Source organism: Acidobacteriota bacterium (genome assembly GCA_026393755.1).
Taxonomy (GTDB): domain Bacteria; phylum Acidobacteriota; class Vicinamibacteria; order Vicinamibacterales; family JAKQTR01; genus JBAXOX01.
In genome coordinates this window covers 160,788-185,510 of sequence record JAPKZO010000040.1, presented here as the reverse complement: position 1 = coordinate 185,510, position 24,723 = coordinate 160,788, and the positions used below count along the sequence as shown (strand labels likewise).

The following is a 24,723-nucleotide window of genomic DNA, read 5'->3' as shown; positions in this document are numbered from 1 at the left end:
ACCGCGGCGACTACGGGGCCGTCAACGTATATGTGGCTGTTGTCGAGAACGTGCCGGTCGGATACGACCAGCTGTTGGTCAGCGCGTACGACTGGGTCCCGGCCCGGTTGCCGGAGCCTGTCCACGACGCCACCGTCTGGGCCGTCGTCTTGTTCAACGTGCCCGGGGTGAACCCCGCCCCGCTGACCGTCCAGGTCACATTGGTGACCGCAATTGAATCGCCGCCGCTCGTCAGGTCGCTGGCCGCGATGACCGTCAGCGTGACCGCCGCGCCCGCCGCGGTCTTGGCCTTCGCGGTGATCGAAATTGTGCCCTCGCTGGCCGGAATCGTGAGCGCGACATCGGGATCGGCGTTGGCGAAGGTCACCGTGGACCGGGTCAGCTCCAGCTTCGCCCGTGCCGACACGGTGACCGACACGTTGACGTTGCCGGCCGAGGTGGCCGCCGTCAGCGGTTGAGCGAGCGAGGCAGCCAGGAGAGCGGCTGCGAATGACGTCAATCGGATGTTCATGGTCTGCAGCCGGCGGACGGGAGCGACCGTCCGCCGGATGTGGTCCTGCGTAGGATATCCCGATCCGAGGTCCTACGGCGCAGTGAGGGTGTAGGTGGCCGTGGCCGAGTAGCTGCCGGTCGGGTACGACCAGCTGTTGGCCAGCGCGAAGCTCTGCGTGCCGGTGCGCCTTCCGGAACTGGTCCACGACGCCACGGACTGGGCTGTAGTCCTGCTCATGGTGCCGGCCGCGAAATCGGCGCCGCCGGCGGTCCACGTCATGTTGGAAATCGCGATCGAGTCCGTGCCGTTGGTGAGGTCGCCATCAGCCAGCAGCGTCAGCGTCACGGCTGAGCCCGTACTCGTCTTCGCGCTTGCTGTGATGTTCACCGCACCTTCGGTCGCCGCGATACTCGGCACCGTGTCGGGATCGGAGTTGGGGAACGTCAGCGTGGCCGCGCTGACGCTCAGCTTGGCCGTGACCGTCACCGTCGCGGCAATCGCGACGTTGTGAGTGGTGTCGACGGCCCCAAGGGGCTGCACCAGCCCGATCGCGCCAATCGTGATGCCGAGGACGAACAACTTCATCTTCATTTTCGGTCTCCTTCGATCGAGCCCTCGTGATCGAGCGGCTGGCACGCGGTGACATGGGTTGCGGGAGCTTGGCCTTGCGTGCGCGTGGCTAGTCCCGTTGAGGTGGTGGCGCCGACATCATGCGTCTGCCGGCGAAGCCAGAGGTCAAGATCGCTTTGGCGAATCCGCCACTGACGGCCAATCCTGACCGCCGGGAGCGTCCCTTCGCTCATCAGCCGATACAGCGTTCGAGCGTTCACCCGAAGCCGGGCCAGCACGTCTGATGGCTTCAGAAACGTCTGAACCGTTGGATGAGGCCGACTGAGGTTCGACATGTTCATGGCTCTCTAGCGACCCGCGCCCAGCTGACACGAACGTCGTCTACATGTCATGAAGGGTATTAGTGGGTCATTCACGACACCACACAGAGCAAGTGCGATGCCATCATTGGGGCCGGCACACCGATCGGTTGTTTGTCGAAGGATTTCTGCAAATCGGGACACTGTGTTCGAAAAGTTGACACCCGGACTGTCTGATTTAGCGACACGCCGCCGAGGGTTCGAGCGACGCTCTGCGACAGTTCTGGTAGGAGTCGCGCAGAATTGGGAAGCGAGCTCGGCTGGCCGGTAGCCTACTCGCCGAGCGCCTTGGCGACGGTGGCGAGGACCCTGGCGATCCGGAACGGCTTCGTGGGATAGCCGGCCACCCCGACATTGGCGGCATCAATCGCGCTGGCCTCGGTGGAATGCCCCGTGATGACGATGGCCGGCATCGTCGGCGCGAGCCGGTGCGCGTCGCGAATCAGCGCCAGGCCGTCCACGCCGGGCATCTTGAGATCCGTGATGAGCAGATCGAACGCGGTGGTCCGCATCAGGGCGAGCGCAGCGCGGCCATCTGGCGCTTCCTCGACATCGTATTCCGCCAGCAGCAGCGTCCGGGTCAAGAGCTCGCGGATCGTGGCTTCGTCGTCCACCACCAGCACGCGCCGGCGTCGCGTCGATAGAGGCCCGGCTTCCGTGGCCGAGGCGCCCGCTGCCGACGGATCAGTGACAGGAAACGCCGTGGCCTGAGTGGTGAGCCAGCGATCGATGTCCGTTTTCCGGAACCTCCACTGGCGCCCGACTCGCACAGCCGGGATCTTTCCGGCCTTGATCAGACGGTAGACCGTCCTCAGGTTGACCTGAAGGTACTCGAGAACTTCTTCGGTGGTGAGGAAAACGTCATCCATGGGCGTCGTCGGCGCGTACTCTATCACCGTTTGACGGACGGAGCCGGTGCAAGTTTCACCGCAAGTGTCACCGCCATATTCCTCGGGAGGAACCGCCGAGGCCTATAATTCAACCACAGACACGGACACCCCTGCCGCCAGACCACTGGCCGCGGTCCTGCGTCTAACTGGGTGAACGGGAACGATGGCCCGGCCGGAGGCAGGTTCAGGGAACCGAAGACGCGATCGCCAGACATGACGGTAACTGACGAGGAACTGGTCGCGCGCAGCGTCGCGGGCGACTCGGAGAGCTTCAACCAGCTGATTGTTCGCTGGGAGCGGCCGATCTACGCCCTGGCGTACCGCCAGATCGGCCGCGAGGAAGATGCGCGGGACGTGTGCCAGGAGGCGTTCCTCCGGGCGTTCCGTGCGCTGCCCGGCTTCAAAGGCCAGGCGAAATTCTCGTCGTGGCTCTATCGGATCACGCTGAATCTCTGCCGCGACTGGATGCGCCGCCAGCGGCGCGCTCCATTCGTGCAGGTGCCGGAAGGCGTGGACGTCTCCGATCTGGCGGCAGCCCACGCCGCGCCGTCCGAGTCCATCGAAGATGTGATCGGGCGCAAGGATGTCGGCCGGCACGTAGCCAGGGCGATGCAGATGCTGCCGGAAGAGCAGCGCTCGACGATTCTGCTGAAGGAGTATCACGACCTGACATTTCAGGAAATCGCCGAACTGCAGGGATGTCCGTTGAGCACGGTCAAGACGCGTTTGTACCAGGGGTTGATCGTGCTGCGGCGGGAACTCGAGCGAAACGGCGTGGTGGCAGGGATGGGTGGACGATCATGAGTGACCGACAGTTCTGCGGCGATGTCGACGTGCTGATGTCGTACCTTTACGAAGATGGCGATTCCCTCGAACGGCAGGCGTTTGCCGCTCACGTCGCCCAGTGCGAGGCCTGCGCCACGGAAGTGGCCGCGATGAGGGCCGTGCGCGGCGGCCTGGCAGAGTGGACTCCGCCAGAGACGATGCTCGACTTCCGCATCGTGCGTGGGCCGGAATCCAGGCCCAGGCGTTTCGCGTGGCTGGCGATGCCCCAGCTGCCCGCGTGGGCCCAGTTGGCGGCCGCCTCGCTGATCGTGGGTGTGGCCGTCGGGATCTCGGGGCTGGAGGTTCGCTACGACCAGCAGGGCTGGACCGTGCGAGCCGGCTGGAGCAGGCAGGCGTCCGCGCAGGCCGCGGGTGCCGCCCAGTCTGGCGCGCAGCAGGCATCGACGGCGGCCGACGCGCCGTGGCGAGCGGAACTGGTCGCTCTCGAGCAGAAATTGCGGAGCGACCTGCGGCCGGCCGATGCCGGCGGAACCGACCCGGGTGTGCGGCAGGCCGCCAACGCGGCCGGCAGACGGCCGATGGGCAATCAGGAGTTCATGGCGCGCGTGCAGCAGTTGATCGACGCGAGCGAAACGCGGCAGCAGCGCGAAATGGCGGTGCGGATTTCGCAGGTGATGCGCGATTTCGACATGCAGCGCCGCACGGATATGACGCGGGTGGTTGACGGGATGGGCGCGCTCGAGGGCCGAACCGGCGCCGCCGTCGCGCAACAGCGCGAACTGCTCAACTACCTGGTGCGGGTCTCGCAGAAGCAGCAGTAAGACAGAGCCCGGCAGGCGACAGGGCTCCAGGGAGGACCGACGTGAGTGCTCGACAATGGTGCGGTGGATTGATGGCGATCGCGTGGGGCGTGCTCGCGGCCGTCCCGGTGCTGGCACAGCAGGCACCGATCCGCGCGCCGCTGGCTCCGGCGGCGATCGCAAAGGCCGATCCGCAGGAGAAGGTGCGGTACCAGATCGCGGTGATGGAAAGCGTGCTCGAGACGGCCGTGCAGCGCGGGGCGGCGGTGATGACCCGGCAGTGGCGGTCGGTCGCGCCCGAGATGCTGCTGATCGGCGGCACCGCGCGGGCACGCGGGTTCCGTCTGGATGGCTACGGCGTGTTCTTCGTCGTGGACGTCCCCGCTATGCGGCAGAGTGTGGTCTGGACCTGGCGGATGCTCGACCGCGACTCGGGCGGCGCCAGCACGGCCGTTCAGGCGATCAGGAACTTTATCAAGGGCGTGTCCGACCCGACGCAACGCAAGGAGCTCGAACAGGCCATCCGGCGTCTCGAGATACAGGTCTCCCCGTACTCGAAGCCGGACGATCCCACCGTGCAGGCGGGGGCAGGCGCGGCAGTGGCGAGGTCGCAGACGACGGGCGGCGTCGCGGTCTCGTCGACCGTCGCGGATCCGGCCACCGAGATGATGGCGGACCCGGGCGAGGCCTATACGACCGCCGTCAAGGACGCGCTCATCGAGGTGATGCTGGACTACAGCCAGGCCCTCCCGGTCGGTGCGGAGGAATCGCTGACCGTGGCCGCGCGCGACAACAACGCACGAGGGATCGGGGCCGACGACCAGGGCGATGCGGTGACCATCTTCATTCGCATGAAGGGTGCCGACCTGGCCGCGCTGCACGCCGGCCGGATCACTCGCGACGAAGCCCGCAAGCGGGTCGAGGTTCGCGAGTATTGATATAGTGGAACCTTTCGCGTCCGCCTGGTGCCTAAAATGAAAGAGCGCGAGCCGGACGGACGAAAGGGATCCTATGCGATTGAGAAGACGACCAGCCTTGGCGTTGATCCTGGTGCCCATGGCCCTGCTTGCCGGGTGCGCCCCGGCCGCCATCGATGTGGCCAGCGTGATCAAGGTCGGCAACCTCACGACAGGCTGGTTCGATGTCGGCGTCACCAACGGAATGAACAAGCTCGTCCCGAGCGCGTCGTTCACGGTGTCCAACACGAGCGCGTCGGCAATCGGTTCGCTGCAGGTGTTCTCGGTCTTCCGCTTCAAAGGCGAATCAGAGGAACTCGGATCGGCGCTGATCGTGCTGCATGGACAGGACGCACTTGGTCCGAACGCGACGAGCAAGCCCCTGACGGTGCGGGGCAACTGGGGCTTTTCCGGCCTGCAGCCGCGCGCGCAGATGCTGATGCACAAGGATTTCAAGGACGCGACCGTTCAGATCTTCGCGAAGTACGGCGCGGGTCAGTTCATCAAGCTCACCGAACAGCAGGTCAAGCGACAACTGCTGACGCACTGACTACCTCTTCTTCACCAACGGTACAAAGCGCACGGGAATCACGCTGCGGCGCGTGATCGCACCCGCCGCGTCCTTCTCAATCACCACGAGATCCTGAACCGCTCCCGCGCGTCCGACCGGAATCACCAGTCGCCCGCCCGGGCGCAGTTGTGACACCAGTGCGGGCGGGACATCGTCCGGCGCCGCGGTCACGAGGATGATGTCGAAGGGGGCCTCGCCCGGCCATCCGAGGTAGCCGTCGCCCTGACGGACGGTGACATTCCGATATCCCAGTGCGGCCAGCCGATCCCGCGCCGTGTCGGCCAGCGCCGCGACGATCTCGAGGCTGAACACCCGATCGACCAGCATGGACAGCACGGCGGCCTGGTAGCCTGATCCGGTCCCGATTTCGAGTGCCCGGTCGGTCTGGCGCGGGCGGGCCAGTTTCGTCATCAAGGCAACGATGTACGGCTGGGAGATCGTCTGGCCGTGGTCGATGCCGAGCGGCGCGTCGATGTACGCGTTGGCGCGATCTCGCTCCGCGACAAACAGGTGCCGCGGCACCTCGCGCATCGCCGCGAGCACTCGCGGGTCGTCGACGCCGCGGCCGGCGATCTGCTCGGCCACCATGGCCAGTCGCTCGCGGGTGAAGTCGTCCTGAACGCCAGGGCGTTGCGTGCTGTCGGCTGGCGGAGTCGGTGCAGCCATCAGCGACACCATCAAGCAGAGCGCCGGGACAAGGCGTGCCACCATATATAATGCGGGCGTGTCTCAGACATCGACCAACCCACAAACGCTTGATCGCCGACTCGGTCCCTTCGATGCCGCCGCCATCGTCATCTCGAACGTGATCGGCGTCGGCATCTTCATTACACCCGGGATCATCGCACAACTGGTGCCGCATCCTCTCCTGTTTCTGGCCGTCTGGCTCGGCGGCGGGCTGCTGGCGTTTGCCGGTGCGATGGCCTACGCCGAACTGGGCACGCTGCGGCCCCGATCAGGCGGCGAATATGTCTATCTGCGCGAAGGGTACGGCCGCCTGGCAGCGTTTCTGACGGGCTGGACGTCGTTTGTCGCGGGCTTTGCGGGCGCCATCGCCGCCGGCGCGCTGGGGGCCGCCGACTACCTCGGCAGATTCCTGCCTGTCGCGAGTGATGCGACGCCAGTCTTCATCATTCCGGTTCCTGGCATGCCGATCGTGCTGTCGCCGCGCACGGCCGTGGCGCTGGCCATCATCTTCGGGCTCGCGCTGATTCACATTCGCGGCCTCGGGCCCGGACGACTGGTGCAGAACACGCTGGCCGTCGTGAAGGTGGGGGCGCTGGCGCTGTTTGTCGCGATCGGGATCGGCGTGGGCCGCGGCAGTTTCGCCAACCTGCAGGCGGCCGCGCCCGCGGGTGCGTCCTTCAACTGGTCGCTGGCGTTCATCATTGTGATGTTCTCCTACAGCGGATGGAATGCCGCGTCGTACGTCGCCGAGGAAATTCGAGACCCTGGGCGCAATGTGCCGAAGGCGCTCGCCCTGGGAACGGTGGCCGTCGTACTGCTGTATCTCGGGTTGAACTTCCTTTACATCTACGCCGTGCCGATTGGCGAGATCGGCGGTTTGCAGGGAGAGATCGCCATGGTGGCGGCCGACCGGCTGCTCGGCCCGCTGGCGGCGCAGGTGCTGGGTGGACTCGCCGTCGTCGTGTTGTTGGGCAGCTTGAGCGCGATGACAATTGCCGGGCCGCGCGTATATTTCGCCATGGCGCGCGACGGGGCGTTCTTTCCCGCGGCGGCAAAAATCCACCCGCGGTTCCACACGCCGTGGGTCGCGATCGTCGCCCAGACGCTGTGGAGTTCGCTGCTGATTCTTACCAACACCAAGGACCAGTTGGCGGAGTACACCGGATTTGCCGTGCTGCTGTTCTCGGCCGTTGCGGTGAGCGTGGTGTTCGTGCTGCGCCGGCGTTACCCGAACGAGCCGCGGCCGTTCAAAGCGTGGGGCTACCCGGTTGCACCGGCCATCTTCGTGCTTGCCTCGCTGGCCATCATGGTGGCGGCGATTATGGGACGGCCCGGCCCTTCCTTGTGGGGCGCCCTGATTATCCTGGCTGGGATTCCTGTCTACTACCTGTTCTGGGGCAGACGGAAAGAGTGAGATCGGACCAGCGCCCAGAGCGTCAGTAGAGCGAGCGAGCCATCACCCACCGCGAATAGCAGGAACGACGCCGGCGATCCGCGCCACAGATAGTCCAGCACGAAGAGCGTCGCCCCGGCACCCTTCAGGCCGGGTCCCATCAGCCACAGATACGCGCGATACCGCTCCGGGTCGCGATAGGGCAGCAGGTACCCGATCCCGATGGCCAGCGTAAAGAGCCCATTCAGATCCGCATGAATCGGCGGAACCGGAGCCGGCACGCCGAACAGCTGTACAAGAAGAGGCCGCCCCGCGAGCAGGGCGGCCCCGACGAGGAGGTCATAAACGGCCGAAAGCGCGGCGACCAGTCGGAGCACGAAGTGTCTGCTATCTGATGGTCTCGAGCACGCCCTGGTAGTTGATGTTCTCTCCGACGCGGATGTTCACGTCGAACGAAATCGACTGGAACCCTTGCGCCGAAATCTCGATCTTGTGGGGCCCGGGCTCGAGCCGCAACTTCTGGAAGACGCCATCAAAATCATCCACTCGTCCGGAGTAGTAGCCGTCGACGTACACGGCGGCCTGGTTCGGCTTGACCTTGAGCCTGATACTGCCCATCATGCGCGTCGAAGGCGCGAATCCGCTGGGCGTACTCCAGCCATACCCGCCACCGTACACGTCGCCGTAGCCACTGCCATAGCCACTGCCATAGCCGTAGCCACTGCCATAGCCATAGCCAGGGTATCCTCCGTAGCTCATCCAGAACGGGTCGAAGAAGTACGACGTGCCGAGGCCGAACATTCCCCAACCGTAGTTTCCGTAGTAGCCACCCGATCCGTAATAGCCCGGGTACGAACCGTAGTACGGCCCATACCAGGGATTGCTATAGGATCCGCCAGGCAACTGGGTGCCGGTGCCACCAGCCGGCGTCGTCCTTACCGTCGCCGTGCCCGTGACCGGACTGTTCCCGCGCGGCCGGGAATACCACGGCGAGGCCTCGGTGGTCGGAGCATTAGCCGAGCGGGGGTCACCCGCGCTGTCGCGACGCCGGGAGTCGCGATAGTTCGCCGACCCGCCATACGAGGCGGGACTGCCGCTGCTCCCAACCGACCCGCCGGACGATGATGGCATCCCTCCGCTATTTGGGACGGCTGCCCCGGCGCCCGCGCTGGATGGGCCCGGCGTCGACGGGCCGCGCTCGGCGCCTCGGGCGACCGGTCCAGATTCCCTGGGGCTGCTCTGTTCGGTGGGTCTGGCCTGTTCGGTGGGTCTAGCCTGTTCGGTGGGTCTAGCCTGAGCGAACGCCCAGCCCGATGGGACGGTAAGTAGCAGAGCCGTACCCGCCAGGATGATGACGCCGGAGTTGAACCGAGTCATGATGCGCTCCTTTGCCGAAACGGACCGCGGAGGGACACGATCCACCGTCGCCTGCAACAGCTTAAGCAAGTCCATTGCCAGGCAGGCTCGACTGGATCCCTCCAAAATCTACGCCTTCGCCGTCTGCTTGTCCAGTTCCGGTGGCAGGTTGACGCGTCGGTTGTCCGGTATTCCTGACAGTCAACGAGGTCACGACAACTGGTCGGGTCGGATCGACAGCACAACATCCTCCGATTTACGCATACAGCCATGGCGTTTTGGCCTGCGGTCGATCCAAAATGCCAGAGAAGGTAATGTCCTGGATCTGACCCCATGATGATTCACGCGACGACGATTCTGACGGTCCGTCACTTGGACCGCGTGGTGATGGCGAGCGACGGCCAGGTGACGCTTGGAGCGACCGTCGTCAAGCATGGCGCGCGGAAGATCCGCCGCCTCTACAACGACCGGGTACTGGCGGGATTTGCCGGTTCGGCCGCCGATTCGTTCGCGTTGTTCTCGCGTTTCGAAGCCAAGCTCGATCAGTATCGCGGCAACCTCGAACGGTCGGCCGTTGAGCTGGCGAAGGACTGGCGGACCGATCGGGCGCTCCGGCGCCTCGAGGCGATGCTGGCGGTCGCGGACCAGAAATCGACGTTCCTGCTCTCGGGCACCGGCGATTTGATCGAACCGGACGACGGCATTGTGGGTATCGGCGCGGGCGGGATGTATGCGGTGGCGGCAGCACGGGCCCTCGCGCGCAACACGGCGTTTGACGCCCGGACGATCGCGGAGATCGCGATGGGGCTGACCGCCGAGATCTGCATCTACACGAATACCCGGTTCACGATCGAAGAGTTGGCCATCACTTCGCAGCAGCCTGAGCCGAGCGCCTAGCCCCATGCCCATCCATCCGTCGTCGCTCACGCCCTTCGGGTCGGCTATGACCCCCCGCCAGATCGTCGCCGAACTCGACAAGTTCGTCGTCGGGCAGCACCAGGCCAAACGCGCCGTCGCGATTGCCCTTCGAAACAGGCTCAGACGACAGCATCTGCCGAAGGATCTGGCTGATGAGGTGATGCCGAAGAACATCCTCATGATCGGCCCGACCGGCGTGGGCAAGACCGAAATCGCGCGGCGCCTCGCGCGGCTGGCGCAGTCACCGTTTCTCAAGGTCGAGGCCTCGCGGTTCACCGAAGTGGGCTACGTCGGCCGCGACGTCGAGTCGATGATTCGCGACCTGGTCGAGATCGCGGTCGGCATGGTGCGCGACGAGCGCTACCGCGACGTGCAGGCGATGGCCGAAGAGCGTGCCGAGGAACGACTGCTGGATCTGCTGCTGCCGCCTCGGCCCCCGGCGTCCGCAGACGACGAGGCGGCGAGACACGAACACGCGGGCCAGACGCGCGAATGGCTGCGGGCGCAACTGCGGGAGGGCAAGCTCGACGAGCGTACCGTCGAACTGGAGTTGCGCGAGCAGAGCCTGCCGATGATGCAGGTGGTGGGCGGATCGTCAATGGAGGAGATCGGCCTCAATCTCAAGGACATGCTGCCCGGTCTGTTCCAGGGACGCAAGGGAAGCAGCAGCATGAAGGTGCCGGATGCCCGGGTCCACCTGATCCAGGAAGAGCAGCAGAAACTGGTGGACATGGAGACCGTGGCGCGCACGGCCATCGAACGGGTCGAGCAGGGCGGCATCATTTTCGTCGACGAGATCGACAAGATCGCCGGGCGCGAGGGCGGCCACGGTCCGGATGTCAGCCGCGAGGGCGTGCAGCGCGACATCCTCCCGATTGTCGAGGGCACCACCGTCAACACCAAGCACGGCATCGTGCGGACCGATCACATCCTGTTCATTGCGGCTGGCGCGTTCCATGTGTCGAAACCATCCGACCTGATTCCGGAGCTGCAGGGTCGGTTCCCGATTCGCGTGGAACTCGAACCCCTCGGCCGGGATGAGTTCGTCCGGATCCTGCGTGAGCCGCGCCATGCGCTCATCACCCAGTACGTGGCGTTGATGGCCACCGAAGGGCTGACACTGGCCTTTACCGATGGCGCGATCGAGCGCATCGCGGCCCTGGCGGCCATGGTCAACGAGCGGACCGAGAATATCGGGGCCCGCCGGCTGCACACTGTGATGGAAAAGCTGCTCGACGTCATTTCGTTCGAGGGGCCCGATCGCGTGGAGAAATCGATTACGATTGATGCCGATTATGTGGACCACATGCTTGGGGACATCGTGAAGAACGAGGATCTGAGCCGGTACATCCTGTGAAGCCGACGTTGATGCTGCCAGATGTCCTCGCGTCCCGCCCCATGGTGACGGCGGCCGGCTGGCTCCGGGCCGAGGCTGCGCTCATCCTGCTGCTGGTCGGGTTGGTGCCCGCGGCGTGCGGCAAGAAGGGGCCGCCGCTGGCCCCGATCGTCAAGACGCCGGCTCCGCTCTCGGATTTTACGGCGCGCCGATCTGGCGACACCGTGTATCTCCGCTTGACCGTTCCCTCCGGCAATACCGACAACACGAAGCCGGCCGACATCAGCCGCGTCGAGGTGTACGCGTACACCGCGCTCAAGGAGATCGAGGGGCTCGAGGTCCGCGACCTGACGCTGGTGTCCGAGGTGCTCGTGCGGAGGCCGCCCGATCCTGAGGCCGATCGCGACGTAACGGAAAAACCCGCTGCCACGAAGAAGCCGGCGAAAGAGAAACCGCCCGAGCCGGGCGTCGACCAGGGGGCCGTCATCACAATCACGGAGGTGCTGACGCCGGAAACGATGGCGCCGACGCCGATCCCCAGGAGACTGATCAAGACGTCGACGGTGACGACCAGTGACCCGTCACAGGGTTCACGGCTGGAATTGCCGGTTGGCGGACCGGTGCTCGAGGCCAGACTGCGGCGTTTCTATCTGGCGTACGCGGTCAATCGCAGCGGCGAGCGCGGCAATCCCTCTCCCCGATTCGCGGTTGCGTTCGACGCGCTGCCGCCGCCGCCCGGACGGCCCCGGCTCGCAGTGAATGGGAAGGTCCTTGAGATTTCCTGGGATCCACCCGTGGGCGCCGCCGCCGCCATCGAGCGGCCGGGCGCGGCGCCCCTGTTGCCCGCTGCGCCTCGCGGCATGCTGCTGCCCGTGCTGCCGTTGTACAACATCTACGCGGTGAGCCGGTCGTCCTCGTCGGCCGAGACCGGTGGGAGTCGTCCTGCCGAGTTGCCGCTGCCGCTCAACCTCAAGCCTCTGAGCGTCCCGAGTTTTGTCGACGACAAGATCGAGTTCGGCGTCGAGCGCTGTTACCAGGTGCGCACGGTCAACACCGTTGGCGCGACCACGCAAGTGACGACCGGGACCGCGCTGACTGCGCCGCCGGCCGGAGTCGCGCCTCTGGCCACTCCCGCGATCGCCGAAAGCGCCCCGTCCCCGATCGCGTGTGTGACGCCGGCCGACCGCGTTCCGCCGCCCGCCCCGACTGCGTTGGCCGCCGTCGCCAGCACGGGCGCGATCAGCCTGATCTGGACCGGCGTGGATGCCCCGGATCTGGCAGGGTACCTGGTCCTGCGCAGTGCGACGCCGGACGGGCCGTTCACCGCCCTGTTCAAGGCGCCTATCACCGAGACCACGTATCGCGATACCAGCGTCACGGCCGGTGTCCGCTACGTCTACGCCGTCGTGGCGATCGACAGGGCGTCACCGCCCAATCAGAGCGCGATGTCGAACAAGACCGAAGAAACCGCGAGATAGGCTCAACAGCGAGGATCTGACCGATGGATCGAATTTACGGGATTCTGTGGAACGGCGAGCGCCGGCACGCCATTGAGCGGGACGGCACACTGAGACTGGTCGTCGGTGATCTGTTCGGCCGCTATACCCTTGGGGATCGGGTTGCCGAGGGCGAGTCCGGTGCGTTTTCGCCGGCGGTGCGGCTGATTGCCCCGATCGCCCCGAGCAAGATCGTCGCGATCGGCCTGAACTACAGGGACCACGCCGCCGAGCAGGGCAAGCCGCTGCCCAAAGAGCCGATGCTGTTTCTCAAGCCGTCGACCGCGGTGATTGGACCGGGCGACCCAATCCAGTTGCCGCCCGGTGTCGGGCGCGTCGATCACGAGGCGGAGATGGGCATCGTGATCGGGCGGCGGGCCACGCGCGTCAGCGCCGCCGACGCCGGGGCGTACATCTTCGGTCTCACGTGTTCGAACGACGTGACCGCGCGCGACATGCAGAACCGCGGCTACCAGTATTCGCACGTCAAGGGGTTCGACACGTTTGCTGCGCTGGGGCCGTCGATCGCAGTGGGGCTCGATCCGGCCGATCTGGCTGTCGAAGGCTGGGTCAACGGCGTCAGGCGCCAGAGTTCGCGTACGAATCAGCTGGTGTTTTCGGCAGCCGAACTGATCGAGTACATCAGCGCGATCATGACGCTGCTGCCCGGTGACGTGATCTCCACGGGCACGCCGTCCGGCATCGGGCCGCTCGTGGACGGAGACACCGTCACGATCAAAGTCGAGGGCGTCGGCGAGCTGACCAATCCGATCAGAAACCGAGACTAGTCGGCAGAAGGAGCGACAGCGTGAAGGAGTCCCTCAAGAAGCTGGCGGAGCTCGAGCGGCAGGCTGAACTTGGCGGCGGCGAGGAGCGGCTGAGGCGGCAGCACGACGCCGGAAAGCTGACGGCGCGCGAGCGGGTGATGGAGCTGTTCGACCCGGGGACGTTCGAAGAGCTCGACAAGCTGGTGACCCACCGCTGCCGGGACTTCGGGATGCAGGAGCAGATCATTCCCGGCGACGGCGTCGTCTCGGGTCACGGAAAGATCGAGGGGCGTTCGGTCTATGCCTTCGCGCAGGACTTCACCGTGTTCGGGGGATCGCTGTCGGAAACCAACGCGGCGAAGATCTGCAAGGTGATGGACCTGGCCGTCCGGATGGGCGCGCCCATCGTCGGGCTGAACGACTCGGGCGGCGCCAGGATCCAGGAGGGCGTGGTGTCGCTTGGCGGCTACGCCGACATCTTCCTGCGCAACACACTGGCGTCGGGAGTCGTGCCTCAGATTTCGGCCATCATGGGCCCGTGCGCCGGCGGCGCGGTGTACTCGCCCGCCATCACCGATTTCAACGTCATGGTCAAGGGCACGAGTTACATGTTCGTGACCGGGCCGGATGTCATCAAGACGGTGACCCACGAGGACGTCACCAAGGAAGAGCTGGGCGGCGCGATGACGCACAACGAGAAGAGCGGCGTCGCGCATTTTGCCGTGGAGAACGATCGCGAGTGCATCGCGCTCATACGGGAGCTGCTCGGGTTCCTGCCCGCCAACAACCTGGATGATGCACCCCGCGGTCCCGTGACGGATTCCCCGACGCGGGAGGACGACTCGCTCGATACGCTGGTGCCGGCGTCGCCGTACCAGCCCTACGACATGCTGGACGTCATCCACACGATCGTCGATGACGGGTACTTTCTCGAAGTGCACCGGTATTTCGCCCAGAACATCGTGGTCGGGTTTGCGAGAATGGGAGGGCGTTCGGTCGGGGTTGTCGCCAACCAGCCCGCGCATCTGGCCGGCACGCTCGACATCGACGCCTCGGTCAAGGGCGCGCGGTTCGTGCGCTTCTGCGACGCATTCAACATACCCCTGGTGACGCTGGAAGATGTGCCCGGTTTCCTCCCGGGCACGGTGCAGGAATTCGGCGGCATCATCCGCCACGGCGCCAAGCTGCTCTATGCGTTCGCCGAGGCGACGGTGCCGAAGGTGACGATCATCATCCGTAAGGCGTACGGCGGCGCGTACTGCGTGATGTCGAGCAAGCACATTCGCACCGACTTCAACTATGCCTGGCCGATGGCGGAGATTGCGGTGATGGGGCCCGAGGGCGCGGTGAACATCCTCTACCGCCGCGAACTGGAGCGTTCGGCGGATGCGCCGGCCCGCCGCGCGGAGAAGACGGCCGAATTCCGCGACGCGTTTGCCAACCCCTACATCTCCGCCGCCCGCGGATTCGTCGACGAGGTGATTCAGCCGCGGACGACGCGCCGCAAGATCATCTCGGCGCTCGAGGCCTGCGCGCACAAGCGTGACAGGAACCCGCCCAAGAAGCACGGCAACATCCCGTTGTAGCGAAATCACTCCCGGAGTGATTTCGCCATAGAATACCTACGGCATGTCTGCACCGCTGACGAAAGTCCTCGTCGCCAATCGCGGCGAAATCGCTGTCCGCATCATCCGTGGCTGCCGCGAGATGGGCCTGAAGACGGTGGCCGTCTACTCGGAGTGCGATCGCGCCGCTCAGCACGTGCGGCAGGCCGACGAGGCGTACGCCATCGGGCCGAACCCGCCGCGCGAGAGTTACCTGCGCATCGACAAGATCATCGACGTCGCGCGCCGTTCGGGGGCCGACGCCGTGCATCCCGGCTATGGATTTCTTGCGGAGAATCCGGATTTCGCCAGAGCGTGCCGCGATGCGGGACTGATCTTCGTCGGCCCGACGCCGGAGGCAATCGATCTGATGGGCAGCAAGACGGCGGCACGCGCCGCGGCGATCGCGGCCGGCGTGCCCGTCGTGCCGGGGACCAGGACCCCGCTGGGCCCCGACGTGCCCGATGCGGAGGTGGCGCGCCTCGCCGCGGAGATCGGCTATCCCATCCTCATCAAGGCCGTATCGGGCGGCGGCGGCAAGGGCATGCGCACGGTGGCCGAACCCGCCGAACTGGCCAGCGCGCTGCGAGCCGCGCGATCCGAGGCGCTGTCGGCGTTCGGCGATCCGGCCGTGTACGTTGAGCGACAAGTCACTCGGCCCCGCCACATCGAGATCCAGCTGCTCGGCGACCACTATGGCACCGTCGTGCCGTTCGTGGAGCGCGAGTGCTCGATCCAGCGCCGCCATCAGAAGGTGGTCGAAGAGTCGCCCTCGCTCCAGGTCACCCCCCAGACGCGCGCGTCGCTGGCGGCGGCCGCGGCCGCGGTGGCCCGCGGCGTCGGCTACACGAATGCCGGAACCATCGAATTCCTGCTGGATCAGAGCGGCGAATTCTTCTTCCTCGAGATGAACACGCGGCTGCAGGTCGAACACCCGATCACCGAGCTGGTGACGCTGACCGATCTGGTGCACTGGCAGCTTCGCATTGCGCGTGGCGAGCGTCTCGACCTGGATCCCGACAGCGTGCTGACGCCTCACGGGCATGCGATTGAATGCCGCATCTACGCAGAGGACCCGGATCACGATTTCCTGCCGTCCCCCGGCCGCGTGACCGCGTTGCGCGTGCCGGCAGGGCCCGGCATCCGCCGCGACGACAGCGGGGCCGTCGCCGGGGCGGACGTGCCGGTCTACTATGACCCGCTGATCGCGAAGCTGTCGGCCTGGGCGGGCGATCGGCCCACCGCGATCGCGCGGATGGCCCGGGCGCTCCGCGAATACGACGTGCGCGGCATCAAGACCACGATTCCGTTTTTCCGGTGGTTGCTGGCCGATCCCGACTTTCTGGCCGGCCAGTTCGACACGACGTTCATCGATCGCGCGCTGGCCTGTCGCAACGGGCAGCCGTTCCAGCAGGTGCCTCCCGAGGACGAGCACCTGGCGATCGTGACTGCCGCCGTGCACGCGATGACCCAGAAGACATCTGCCGAAGCATCCGCGGGCCCCCCTCCGGCGCAGGAGAGCCGCTGGATGCGGCACGCCCGTACTCAGGGGCTTCGCTGACCGCATTCGTGCCGGAGCACGCGATGACACTGCAGATCGACATCGGCGGCCGAACCCGCACCGTCCTGGTGGAGATAAAGGACGGGACGTATCACGTGACCAGCGACGGAGAAACGTGGCTGGCGGACGTGGCAGTGGTCGACAGAGCCACCTATTCGCTGATCTTCCCCGAACGCGGGCACGCCAGCCGGGAGGTCGGTGTGGCGGCATCCGGACCAGATGGCGATCTCGCCGTGCATCTGGCGAGCGGGATTGCCATCACGCGGCGGCTCACGGGAGCGGGCCGATTCGGTGGGCGCGGCGCGCAGGCGGCCCAGGCCGTCGGGACCCAGCAAGTCGTTGCCCCGATGCCAGGCAAAGTCATCAGGGTGCTGGTGAAGCCGGGCGATCAGGTCAAGGCGCGGCAGGGATTGGTCGTGGTCGAGGCCATGAAGATGGAGAACGAACTGCGTTCGCCAAAGGATGGCCGCGTCATCAATGTGGCGGTCACCGAGGGAACCTCGGTCGAGGCTGGCCGCCTGCTCGTTGTCGTCGAGTAGGTCCTGCGTGGACATGAGACTGCGAGACCTCGCACGCGGCGTATGGCGACACTCCAGACGAGCCGCCGTGCTCGCGCTCGCCCTCGTCGCCGCCGGCATCGTCACCAGCTTCAGCGTCGAGCTCGGGCCGGGGATGCGCCAGTGGATCGAATCGGCCGCCACCACCACGTTGCAGCGCCCGGTGCACATCGGAACGCTGTCGATTCGCCTCTTCGGCGGTCGGTTCGTCGGGCACGACATCGTTATCGAAGGCCTCTCGCGGACAGACGCGCCGTTTTTCGAAGCGCGGGAGATCGTCGTGTCGATGCCGTTGTGGTCGCTGCTGCGCCGCCAGTTGATCATCGAGAGCGCGGAGATCTCGGACTGGCGGGCGGCGGTCGAAACGTGGCCTGGTGATCGCAACAACCTGCCGCGGCTCAGGTCGACCACGCCCCGCGGGAGCCCCAGCCCGATCCGCGTGTCTGCCAGTTACGTGCATGCATATCGGGGCCAGTTCACCTACGACGATCACCGGAACTGGAGCACCGTGGCCCGCAACCTCGACATCACGGTGATGAATCTCGCGGGGTATCGCGGGACGTCGCGATCGTCGGGGAGCGTCATCACCATCGGCCAGTACGAGCCCATGTCGGCGGCGATGAATACGTGGTTCAGGATCGACGGCGGCAAGATTCTGTTCGATCGGGTTGAATTGAACACGTACGGCGCGGAGACGCTGTGCACGGGCGTTGTCAACGTGGCCCGCTGGCCCGAGATGCGCTTCGCGATTCTGCGGTCGACCATCCCGATGCCCCACGTGCGCGAGATCTTCTGGGCGCACGATCAATTCACCTTGTCGGGTGTGATGCAGTTCAAGGGAACGTTCCGCCTGTTCAAGGGTGGACACGAGGTGGCCGGGACCTTTTCGAGCGCCGACAGCGCCCTCAACCGGTACCACTTTCTCGATGTCACCGGGGCGCTGGTATGGACGCCATGGCGTCTGGATGTGTCCCAGTTCCATTCGCGCTTCTACGGCGGGTCCATGGCCCTGACGTACGTGATGGATCCGCTTGGGCAGAAGACGCCCGGCACGGCGCGACTCGATACGATCTATGAGGGCGTCGATCTCGAGGAGTTCTCCGACGCGATGGAGTTTGACGGGATTCGGTTCGCGGGCCGCGCGACGGGACGAAATCTGATGGAGTGGGCGATCGGGAAGTACTCCGGGCACTCCGGATTCGGCGACGTGACCGTTGAGGCGCCGCCGCGCGTGACGCTCCGGGGCCGGGCCCTTCCCGCGGTGCTGCCTGAGCCCTCGTTCGCCCACGTGTACGGCGATCCGTTTCCCCCGCTCGGGCACGTGCCGTTCGGCGGCGAAGTCCACTACACGTTCGGGCCCGAATGGGTCGATCTGGCGCCAAGCCATCTGGCGACCCGCGCGAGCTACGTCGAGTTCAGGGGTCGAACCGCCTACGGGCTGCGTTCGATCCTTCCCTTCCACGTGACCAGTTCGGACTGGCAGGAGAGTGATTCCCTGCTGTCCGGCATCCTGACGGCGTTCGGCTCGAAGACCAGGCCGATCGAAGTCGGCGGGGTGGGGACGTTTGACGGTGTTCTGCTGAATGCCATCTGGAAGCCGCGGATCGAGGGCATGATGGCCGGGCGCCGGATGCGCGCCTGGGACGTCGAGTGGGGCACCGCGCAGAGCCACGTGATCTACGAGAACTCTTATGCCGACATCGCCGACGCGGTGATTCGCAAGGGCATTGCCGAGATGCGCATCGAGGGGCGGTTCTCGCTCGGGTTCCCGCGTCCGGACGGAGGCGAGCAGATCAACGCGCGGTTCACGACCCACAAGTGGCCGTTGATTGACGTGCGGCATTTCTTCGAACTCGATGAGTATCCGATGAACGGAGGGCTCTCGGGCGAATTCCACCTCTACGGCGCGTACTTGGAGCCCTTCGGCTTCGGCCGCGCCGATGTCTCGTCGGCCGAGACGTACGGCGAGAGATTCGACAGTGCCACCTCCGCCATTCGCTTCGAAGGTGCTGGCGCCCGGTTCGACGGCCTCGAGCTCCGGAAGGGGACCGGGCTCATCACCGGCGCCGCCCACATCACCTGGGCCGGCTCGTATTCGTTCAGCGCGGAGGGGCGCCAGATTCCGGTCGACACCGTCGACGCGTTGCGCTTTCCGTTGGCGCCGCCGACCGGCCTGATCGACTTCAAGGCCGGCGGAAGCGGCGTGTTCCTCAACATGGAGTACGACGTCACCGGCCACATTCGCGACCTGTACGTCGGCGACGAGGGGCTCGCCGACCTCGTGACCGGCAAGATCGGCATGCGCGGCGACAATGTCAACTTCGAGTTGCAGGCGGGCTCGACGCGGCTCGGGGCCTCAATGGCCGGCACGGTGAACCGCCGATCCTTCAGTTATCCGGGCGACATCACGCTGAGGGTCACCGACACGTCCCTGGATCCGTACGCGCGGCTCTTTGCGGCGAACCTGTCGCCGTTTGCCAGGGCGATTGTGAGCGGCACCGTTCGCATCAGCGGCACGCTCGGGAACCTCGACGGGATTGTCGCGCGCGCGGTCGTCGACAAGGTCGATCTGAGCCTCTTCGACTACTCGCTCCGGAACGACGGCGTCATCGACATCGGCGTCGGTCAGAGCACGGTCCAGGTCCACCAGTTCAACCTGACCGGCGACGAGACCCGGCTTGGCGTGTCCGGGACCGTGGACTTCGCACGACGCCAGATCGGGATCCACGCCAGAGGCGACGCCAATCTTGGCATCCTGCAGATGTTCTCCGGGAACATCAGAGGATCGGGACGCGCCGAACTCACCGCCGATGTGACGGGAGACATCGATCACCCCCAGATCGGCGGCAGCGCGATTCTCGACAACGGGCGGCTTCGAAATATGTTCCTGCCGCATGCCATCGAGAATCTCAACGGCCCGATCACGTTCGCCGGCAACAGCATCCGGTTTGACGAGGTCGTCGCGAAGGTGGGCGGCGGAAACGTGAAGTTCGCCGGCCGTATCCTGCTGAACGGACTGTGGCCCTCCGTACTGGATGTGACGGCCAGCGGCGAATCGATGGAGTTGCGGTATCCGGACGGATTGCGGTCGCTGGTCGATGCCGACCTGGCGTTGCGCGGCAGCATCGGCGACCCGTTACTCAGCGGCATCGTCACGGTTCGTCGTGCCTCGTATACGAAACGCATAGACCTTGAGGGCGAGCTGAACCTGGCCGGCGGCGCGGCGCCTTCGTCAGGCGCATCCGCCGGGACGGCGTTCCCCCTGCGATTCAACATCCAGCTGGTGGCCCGTTCCTCGCTCGAGATCAACAACAATCTCGGGCGGATCACGTCGAGCGCGGATCTGACGCTTCGCGGCACGCTCGACCGCCCGCTCGTCTACGGCGGCGCCGAGATCGAACGCGGCGACGTGTGGTTTGAGGGCCGCCGCTACCTGGTGACGCGCGGCACGTTCGATTTCGTCAATCCCGGCAAGCTTGATCCGTACTTTGACGTGGAGGCCGAGACCAGCGCGCGGGCGCCCGGACAGACCTACCGCGTCACGCTCAGGGTGCGCGGCCACATGCAGCGGTTCGACTACGAAATGTCGTCGGATCCGCCACTGCCCGAAGTTGACATTCTGTCGATGCTGCTCGGTGAAGCTCGGCCGACGCAGGATGCGGAACTGCGGGCCCTGCAGGCGCCGAATGCCGCGCAGCAGACGTTGATCCAGTCGCGCGCGGCGCGGATGCTCGCGGGGCGGATTTCCTCGAACGTCCAGAAGGTCGTGGAGCAGACCTTCGGTGTCGATACGTTCCAGATCACGCCGATGCTGGCGGATCCGGCGCAGCAGACCACGCGGTTCGCGCCCGGCGCGCGCCTCACGGTGGGCAAGCGCATCTCCGACCGCGCGTACGTGACGTACTCCCGCAGCCTGACGGCGTCGGCGCGCGACCAGGTCATCATGCTCGAATACGACCAGTCGGACCGGCTGTCGTGGATTCTCACCCAGAACGAAGACAAGACCTACGCGCTCGACGTGCGCGTGCGACGGGTGTTCCGGTGATGGCCTGCCGCGTCGGCTGGACCGCCGCCCTGGCGCTCGCGCTCTCGGTCACGCCGGTTTCGCGCGCCCAGGCACAGGACGTGTCGCATTGGGTGGGTCTCCCCGTGTCAGATGTTCGCATCGTCCTGGCAGGCCGCGCGGTCGAGGACGAACAGCTGAACGCCCTGCTGGATATTCATCGCGGCGATCCGCTCTCGATGAAGGCGGTCCGCGACACGATTACCCACATCATGGGGATGCGGCGCTATCTCGATGTCCGGGTCGAGGCCACCGCCGATGGCGCCGGCGTGCGCGTGGATGTCACGCTGTTCCCGCTGCGCGATCTCCAGCGGATCGTCTTCCGGGGATCGCTGGGCCTCTCGGAAACGACCTTGCTCGGCGTCGTCACCGAGCGATTCGGTGCGACCCCACCTGTGGGGCGAGGCATCGATATCGCACGGACGCTCGAGGACTTCTACGCGGGCGAGGGGTACCTGCGGGCGGTGGTGAAGCCAGTGCCTTTCGGTGATGTCGAGGCAGGCGCCGGAGACCTCGTGTTCGAGGTTACCGCCGGGGCCAGGGCCCGCCTCAGGACAGTCCGGTTCAGTGGTTCTCCGGCCGACGTGGTGGACGCGCTGCGCCAGCAACTGAACCTCCGGGAGGGGGCCGAGTACCAGCCCGCCGCTCTGAAGCGCCAACTCGACGCCTACGCCGCCGGCCTGCGGAAGGCAGGCTACTTCCAAGCCAAGGTCGTCTCGGACTCCAACATCAACAGCAGTCGGGACGCAGTGGATCTGGCCGTCACCGTGACGAGAGGCCTGCTCGTGTCGCTGGTGTTTGCCGGCGACCCGCTGCCGCCGGCCGTGCAGGCCGAACTGGTCCCCATCGAGCGCGAGGCCTTGGTCGACCAGGATCTGCTCGAAGACTCGGAGGGGCGCATCAAGGAGTACTGGAAGGCTCGCGGGTACGGGGACGCCTCGGCGAAGGTCACGGTGAGCGAGTCGAACGACCGGTTGAAGGTCGAATTCACCATCAGACGCGGGCCGCTGTATCGCGTGGCTGAGGACGTCACGATTACGGGCACCGCGGCCGTGGCGCAGAGTGTCCTGAAGCCGTTCATCAAGATCGTGCGGGGGCAGCCGTTTGTCAGGGGACAGCTCGACGCTGATTTGGAGGCTCTGAAGACTGTGTACCGGCAGCTAGGGTATGCGAGCGTCGGCATCAACCCGAGCCTTGTCGTTTCGGGATCGACTGCAGGCGAACGCGCCGTCACGATCACGGTGGCCGTCAACGAAGGGCCGTGTCGAACCGTGCGGAGCATCACGTTCGCGGGGCGAGATCAACTGTCCGAGACCGCCCTGCGCGCGGTCCTGACGCTGCGCGAGGGTGGGCCCTACTACCAACCGGTGATCGATGAGGACCGTGACCGGCTGGAGACCGAGTACCTCAATCAGGGATTCCGGCGGGCCCATGTCCGTGTCGATCCACCGCCGGCCGACACGGGTGCTGACGTTCCCGTCCGATTCGTCATCCAGGAGGGGCCCAAAGTCATCGTCGATCGAATCCTCGTGGTGGGCAACCAGCGCGTGAGCGAGGCCACCATCAGACGCGAGCTCGAGATTCGGCCCGGCGAACCACTCGGCGACGAACGCGTCAGACAGAGCCAGCGGAAACTGGCGGCTCTCGGCCTCTTCCGGCGCGTCACCATTTCGGAACTGCAGCACGGTCAGGAAGGGCGGAGTGACGTTCTGGTGACAGTCGAGGAGTCAGCGGCCATGACGCTGGGCTATGGCGGCGGCGTCGAGTTCCAGAAAGTCGAGACCAACGAATTCGCGCCCCGCGCCTTCGTCGAGATCGGCCGCCGGAATCTCTGGGGCAAGAACCGATCAGTCAACCTGTTCAGCCGCGTGTCATTCAGGCGGCACGGCACGATCACCGCGGCGGACCCGCTGGCGACCCCGGTCACCATCACGGCCACCAACCTCGAGTACCGCGTCATCGGCTCGTACCGGGAGCCACGGTTCCTCAATACGCGGGCCGATCTGCAGGTCTCGGCCGTGCTGGAAAAGGCCAGCCGCACCAGTTTCCGCTATAGGCGCCGCTCGGCGCGGATCGACATCGGCGAACGGCTGGCCAGCGGCTGGAGTCTGCTCGGCCAGTACTCATTCGAGCGCAATGAGATTTTCGACGACCAGATCAACGCGATCGACCGACCGCTTATCGACCGCCTGTTCCCGCAGGTGCGATTGTCGATCCTGTCGGCGTCCGCGGTGCGCGACACGCGCGACGATGCGCTCGATCCCGGAAAAGGGAAGCTGGTGAGCGCCAGCGGAGACCTGGCCCTGCGGCAGATCGGATCCGAGGTCGGGTTCGCGAAACTGTTCGGCCAGGCCTTCATCTACCGGCAACTGCCCACCAGCCGACGCATCGTCTTGGCCGCTGGCGCCCGGCTGGGGCTGGGGACCGGCTTTCGCCGCACGGTCAAGGTGCTCGACGCGGGCGGCCAGCCTGTCCTGGACTCCGATGGCCAACCGACGTACCAGAGTGTCCGTGACCTGCCCGCCAATGAACGGTTCTTTGCCGGCGGCGACACGACGGTGCGCGGGTTCCAGCTCGATCGACTCGGACGGCCCGACACGTTCGACCGGGACGGCACGCCGAAGGGGGGGCACGCGGAGATCATTCTGAACAGCGAATTGCGGATGGCGCTGTGGCGTGATCTTGGTGTGGCGGCGTTCGTTGATTGTGGCAACGTGTTCAGCGAGGTGACCGACCTCAGTCTGACGCATCTGCGAAGTTCTGCCGGGTTTGGCATCCGCTACAAGTCGCTGGTCGGGCCTCTGCGGGTGGACGTCGGATTCAAACTGGGCGCGCTTCAATCGTTCGGGACGTTTTCTGAGCACCGTCTGGCGCTCCACATCAGCATCGGTCAGGCCTTCTGAGTCGGAGATGGACATGAACCGTCGTGCGCGCGCGTTCGCGGTCGGGCTGGTGCTGGTGGCCGGAATCGCGGAGGTCCGCGCGAGCGAACTGCTGGACCGTGTCATCGCCGTCGTGTCCGGTACAGTGATCACGCTGTCTGACGCGCGCACCGCCATCCTGTTCGGTCTGGTGGAAACCCGTGATGCCGGCGATCCGGTGACCGTCGCGATGCAGTGGCTGGTCGATCGCCAACTGGTGCTCGACGAGATCAATCGGTACGAGACGCCCGACGCCGATGTGGCCGCGGCCGATCCCGTGTTCTCGGAGATTCGCAAGAAGCTTGCGGGCGGAAAAGGCGTGGCGGCGGCGCTGTCCTCGCTCGGGCTTGACGAAGACGGCGCGAGGCGGTTTGTGCGCGATACCGTCCGCGTGCAGCAATACCTGCGAACGCGGTTTGAGTCGATCCTGCCAGGGACCGACGAGGAACTGCGGCTCCACTACTCAGCCAACCCGACTCGATTCATGCGCGACGGGCGCCAGCTCACACTGGAGGAAGCCAGGGATCTCGTGCAGGAAAGCCTTCAGGAAGTCCGCCGCGCCCAGGCGATCGACGCCTGGCTCGCCCGCCTTCGCCGAAGGGCCGACGTGAACGAACTGTACCTGCCCGCCCGTTGAAT

The 24,723-nt window shown here is 65.9% G+C and carries 21 protein-coding genes; 15 read left to right on the top strand and 6 right to left on the bottom strand.

Annotated features, from left to right (window positions below):
• Window positions 1–10: 10 nt before the first annotated feature.
• The 3 genes from NTV05_17900 to NTV05_17890 all read right to left on the bottom strand — a co-directional run bounded on the left by NTV05_17900 (window position 11) and on the right by NTV05_17890 (window position 2,291).
• Window positions 11–511, bottom strand: a complete 501-nt coding sequence (locus NTV05_17900) for a hypothetical protein (GenBank protein MCX6546270.1) — start codon at window positions 509–511, stop codon at window positions 11–13.
• 72 nt (window positions 512–583) lie between these two features.
• Window positions 584–1,084 carry a hypothetical protein gene (locus NTV05_17895; protein ID MCX6546269.1) on the bottom strand — a complete coding sequence of 167 codons (501 nt, stop codon included), beginning with the start codon at window positions 1,082–1,084 and terminating at the stop codon, window positions 584–586.
• 610 nt (window positions 1,085–1,694) lie between these two features.
• Complete coding sequence (locus NTV05_17890; protein MCX6546268.1) at window positions 1,695–2,291, bottom strand: response regulator; 597 nt, start codon at window positions 2,289–2,291, stop codon at window positions 1,695–1,697.
• 234 nt (window positions 2,292–2,525) lie between these two features.
• Here NTV05_17890 and NTV05_17885 point away from each other — a divergent pair, with 234 nt between their 5' ends.
• The 4 genes from NTV05_17885 to NTV05_17870 all read left to right on the top strand — a co-directional run bounded on the left by NTV05_17885 (window position 2,526) and on the right by NTV05_17870 (window position 5,404).
• Window positions 2,526–3,116 (top strand): RNA polymerase sigma factor, encoded by a 591-nt coding sequence (locus tag NTV05_17885; GenBank protein ID MCX6546267.1) that lies wholly within the window; start codon window positions 2,526–2,528, stop codon window positions 3,114–3,116.
• On the top strand, window positions 3,113–3,919 hold the full coding sequence (locus NTV05_17880) for a hypothetical protein (protein MCX6546266.1): 807 nt from the start codon (window positions 3,113–3,115) through the stop codon (window positions 3,917–3,919). Before NTV05_17885 ends, NTV05_17880 begins: the two co-directional genes overlap by 4 nt.
• A 41-nt stretch (window positions 3,920–3,960) precedes the next feature.
• Window positions 3,961–4,836, top strand: coding sequence for a hypothetical protein (locus tag NTV05_17875; protein MCX6546265.1), 876 nt, complete (start codon window positions 3,961–3,963; stop codon window positions 4,834–4,836).
• Between the two features lie 97 nt (window positions 4,837–4,933).
• Window positions 4,934–5,404, top strand: coding sequence for a hypothetical protein (locus tag NTV05_17870; GenBank protein MCX6546264.1), 471 nt, complete (start codon window positions 4,934–4,936; stop codon window positions 5,402–5,404).
• On the opposite strand, the gene NTV05_17865 is transcribed toward NTV05_17870, so the two are convergent.
• The gene (locus tag NTV05_17865) at window positions 5,405–6,091 is read right to left on the bottom strand and encodes a protein-L-isoaspartate(D-aspartate) O-methyltransferase (GenBank protein MCX6546263.1); all 687 of its coding nucleotides are present in this window, start codon (window positions 6,089–6,091) and stop codon (window positions 5,405–5,407) included. It abuts the gene before it with no gap.
• A 58-nt stretch (window positions 6,092–6,149) separates the two neighbouring features.
• Here NTV05_17865 and NTV05_17860 point away from each other — a divergent pair, with 58 nt between their 5' ends.
• Window positions 6,150–7,526 carry an amino acid permease gene (locus NTV05_17860; GenBank protein ID MCX6546262.1) on the top strand — a complete coding sequence of 459 codons (1,377 nt, stop codon included), beginning with the start codon at window positions 6,150–6,152 and terminating at the stop codon, window positions 7,524–7,526.
• Here NTV05_17860 and NTV05_17855 read toward each other — a convergent pair.
• Together NTV05_17855 and NTV05_17850 are read right to left on the bottom strand one after the other, a co-directional pair.
• A complete protein-coding gene (locus NTV05_17855) occupies window positions 7,496–7,882 on the bottom strand; it encodes a hypothetical protein (GenBank protein MCX6546261.1) in 387 nt (128 codons plus the stop codon). The two genes, NTV05_17860 and NTV05_17855, sit on opposite strands and share 31 nt — an antisense overlap.
• 10 nt (window positions 7,883–7,892) lie before the next feature.
• Window positions 7,893–8,636, bottom strand: coding sequence for a PEGA domain-containing protein (locus NTV05_17850; protein ID MCX6546260.1), 744 nt, complete (start codon window positions 8,634–8,636; stop codon window positions 7,893–7,895).
• A gap of 558 nt (window positions 8,637–9,194) precedes the next feature.
• On the opposite strand from NTV05_17850, the gene hslV reads away from it, so the two are divergent.
• Genes hslV through NTV05_17800 form a run of 10 tightly spaced genes read left to right on the top strand, consistent with a single transcriptional unit; the run spans window position 9,195 to window position 24,721 of the window.
• Window positions 9,195–9,758, top strand: coding sequence for an ATP-dependent protease subunit HslV (hslV, locus tag NTV05_17845; GenBank protein ID MCX6546259.1), 564 nt, complete (start codon window positions 9,195–9,197; stop codon window positions 9,756–9,758).
• A 4-nt stretch (window positions 9,759–9,762) separates the two neighbouring features.
• Window positions 9,763–11,136, top strand: a complete 1,374-nt coding sequence (hslU, locus tag NTV05_17840; GenBank protein MCX6546258.1) for an ATP-dependent protease ATPase subunit HslU — start codon at window positions 9,763–9,765, stop codon at window positions 11,134–11,136.
• 11 nt (window positions 11,137–11,147) lie between these two features.
• Window positions 11,148–12,593 carry a hypothetical protein gene (locus tag NTV05_17835; protein MCX6546257.1) on the top strand — a complete coding sequence of 482 codons (1,446 nt, stop codon included), beginning with the start codon at window positions 11,148–11,150 and terminating at the stop codon, window positions 12,591–12,593.
• Between the two features lie 23 nt (window positions 12,594–12,616).
• A complete protein-coding gene (locus NTV05_17830) occupies window positions 12,617–13,399 on the top strand; it encodes a fumarylacetoacetate hydrolase family protein (GenBank protein MCX6546256.1) in 783 nt (260 codons plus the stop codon).
• Between the two features lie 20 nt (window positions 13,400–13,419).
• Complete coding sequence (locus NTV05_17825) at window positions 13,420–14,964, top strand: acyl-CoA carboxylase subunit beta (GenBank protein ID MCX6546255.1); 1,545 nt, start codon at window positions 13,420–13,422, stop codon at window positions 14,962–14,964.
• Between the two features lie 43 nt (window positions 14,965–15,007).
• Window positions 15,008–16,543, top strand: coding sequence for an acetyl-CoA carboxylase biotin carboxylase subunit (locus tag NTV05_17820; protein ID MCX6546254.1), 1,536 nt, complete (start codon window positions 15,008–15,010; stop codon window positions 16,541–16,543).
• 23 nt (window positions 16,544–16,566) lie between these two features.
• On the top strand, window positions 16,567–17,082 hold the full coding sequence (locus NTV05_17815; GenBank protein ID MCX6546253.1) for an acetyl-CoA carboxylase biotin carboxyl carrier protein subunit: 516 nt from the start codon (window positions 16,567–16,569) through the stop codon (window positions 17,080–17,082).
• A 13-nt stretch (window positions 17,083–17,095) separates the two neighbouring features.
• Window positions 17,096–21,145, top strand: coding sequence for a translocation/assembly module TamB domain-containing protein (locus NTV05_17810; protein ID MCX6546252.1), 4,050 nt, complete (start codon window positions 17,096–17,098; stop codon window positions 21,143–21,145).
• Window positions 21,145–24,066: a BamA/TamA family outer membrane protein gene (locus tag NTV05_17805; GenBank protein MCX6546251.1), complete on the top strand. Its 2,922-nt coding sequence runs from the start codon at window positions 21,145–21,147 to the stop codon at window positions 24,064–24,066. The genes NTV05_17810 and NTV05_17805 overlap by 1 nt, the downstream gene beginning before the upstream one ends.
• Window positions 24,067–24,079: 13 nt before the next feature.
• On the top strand, window positions 24,080–24,721 hold the full coding sequence (locus NTV05_17800) for a hypothetical protein (protein ID MCX6546250.1): 642 nt from the start codon (window positions 24,080–24,082) through the stop codon (window positions 24,719–24,721).
• Window positions 24,722–24,723: the final 2 nt, after the last annotated feature.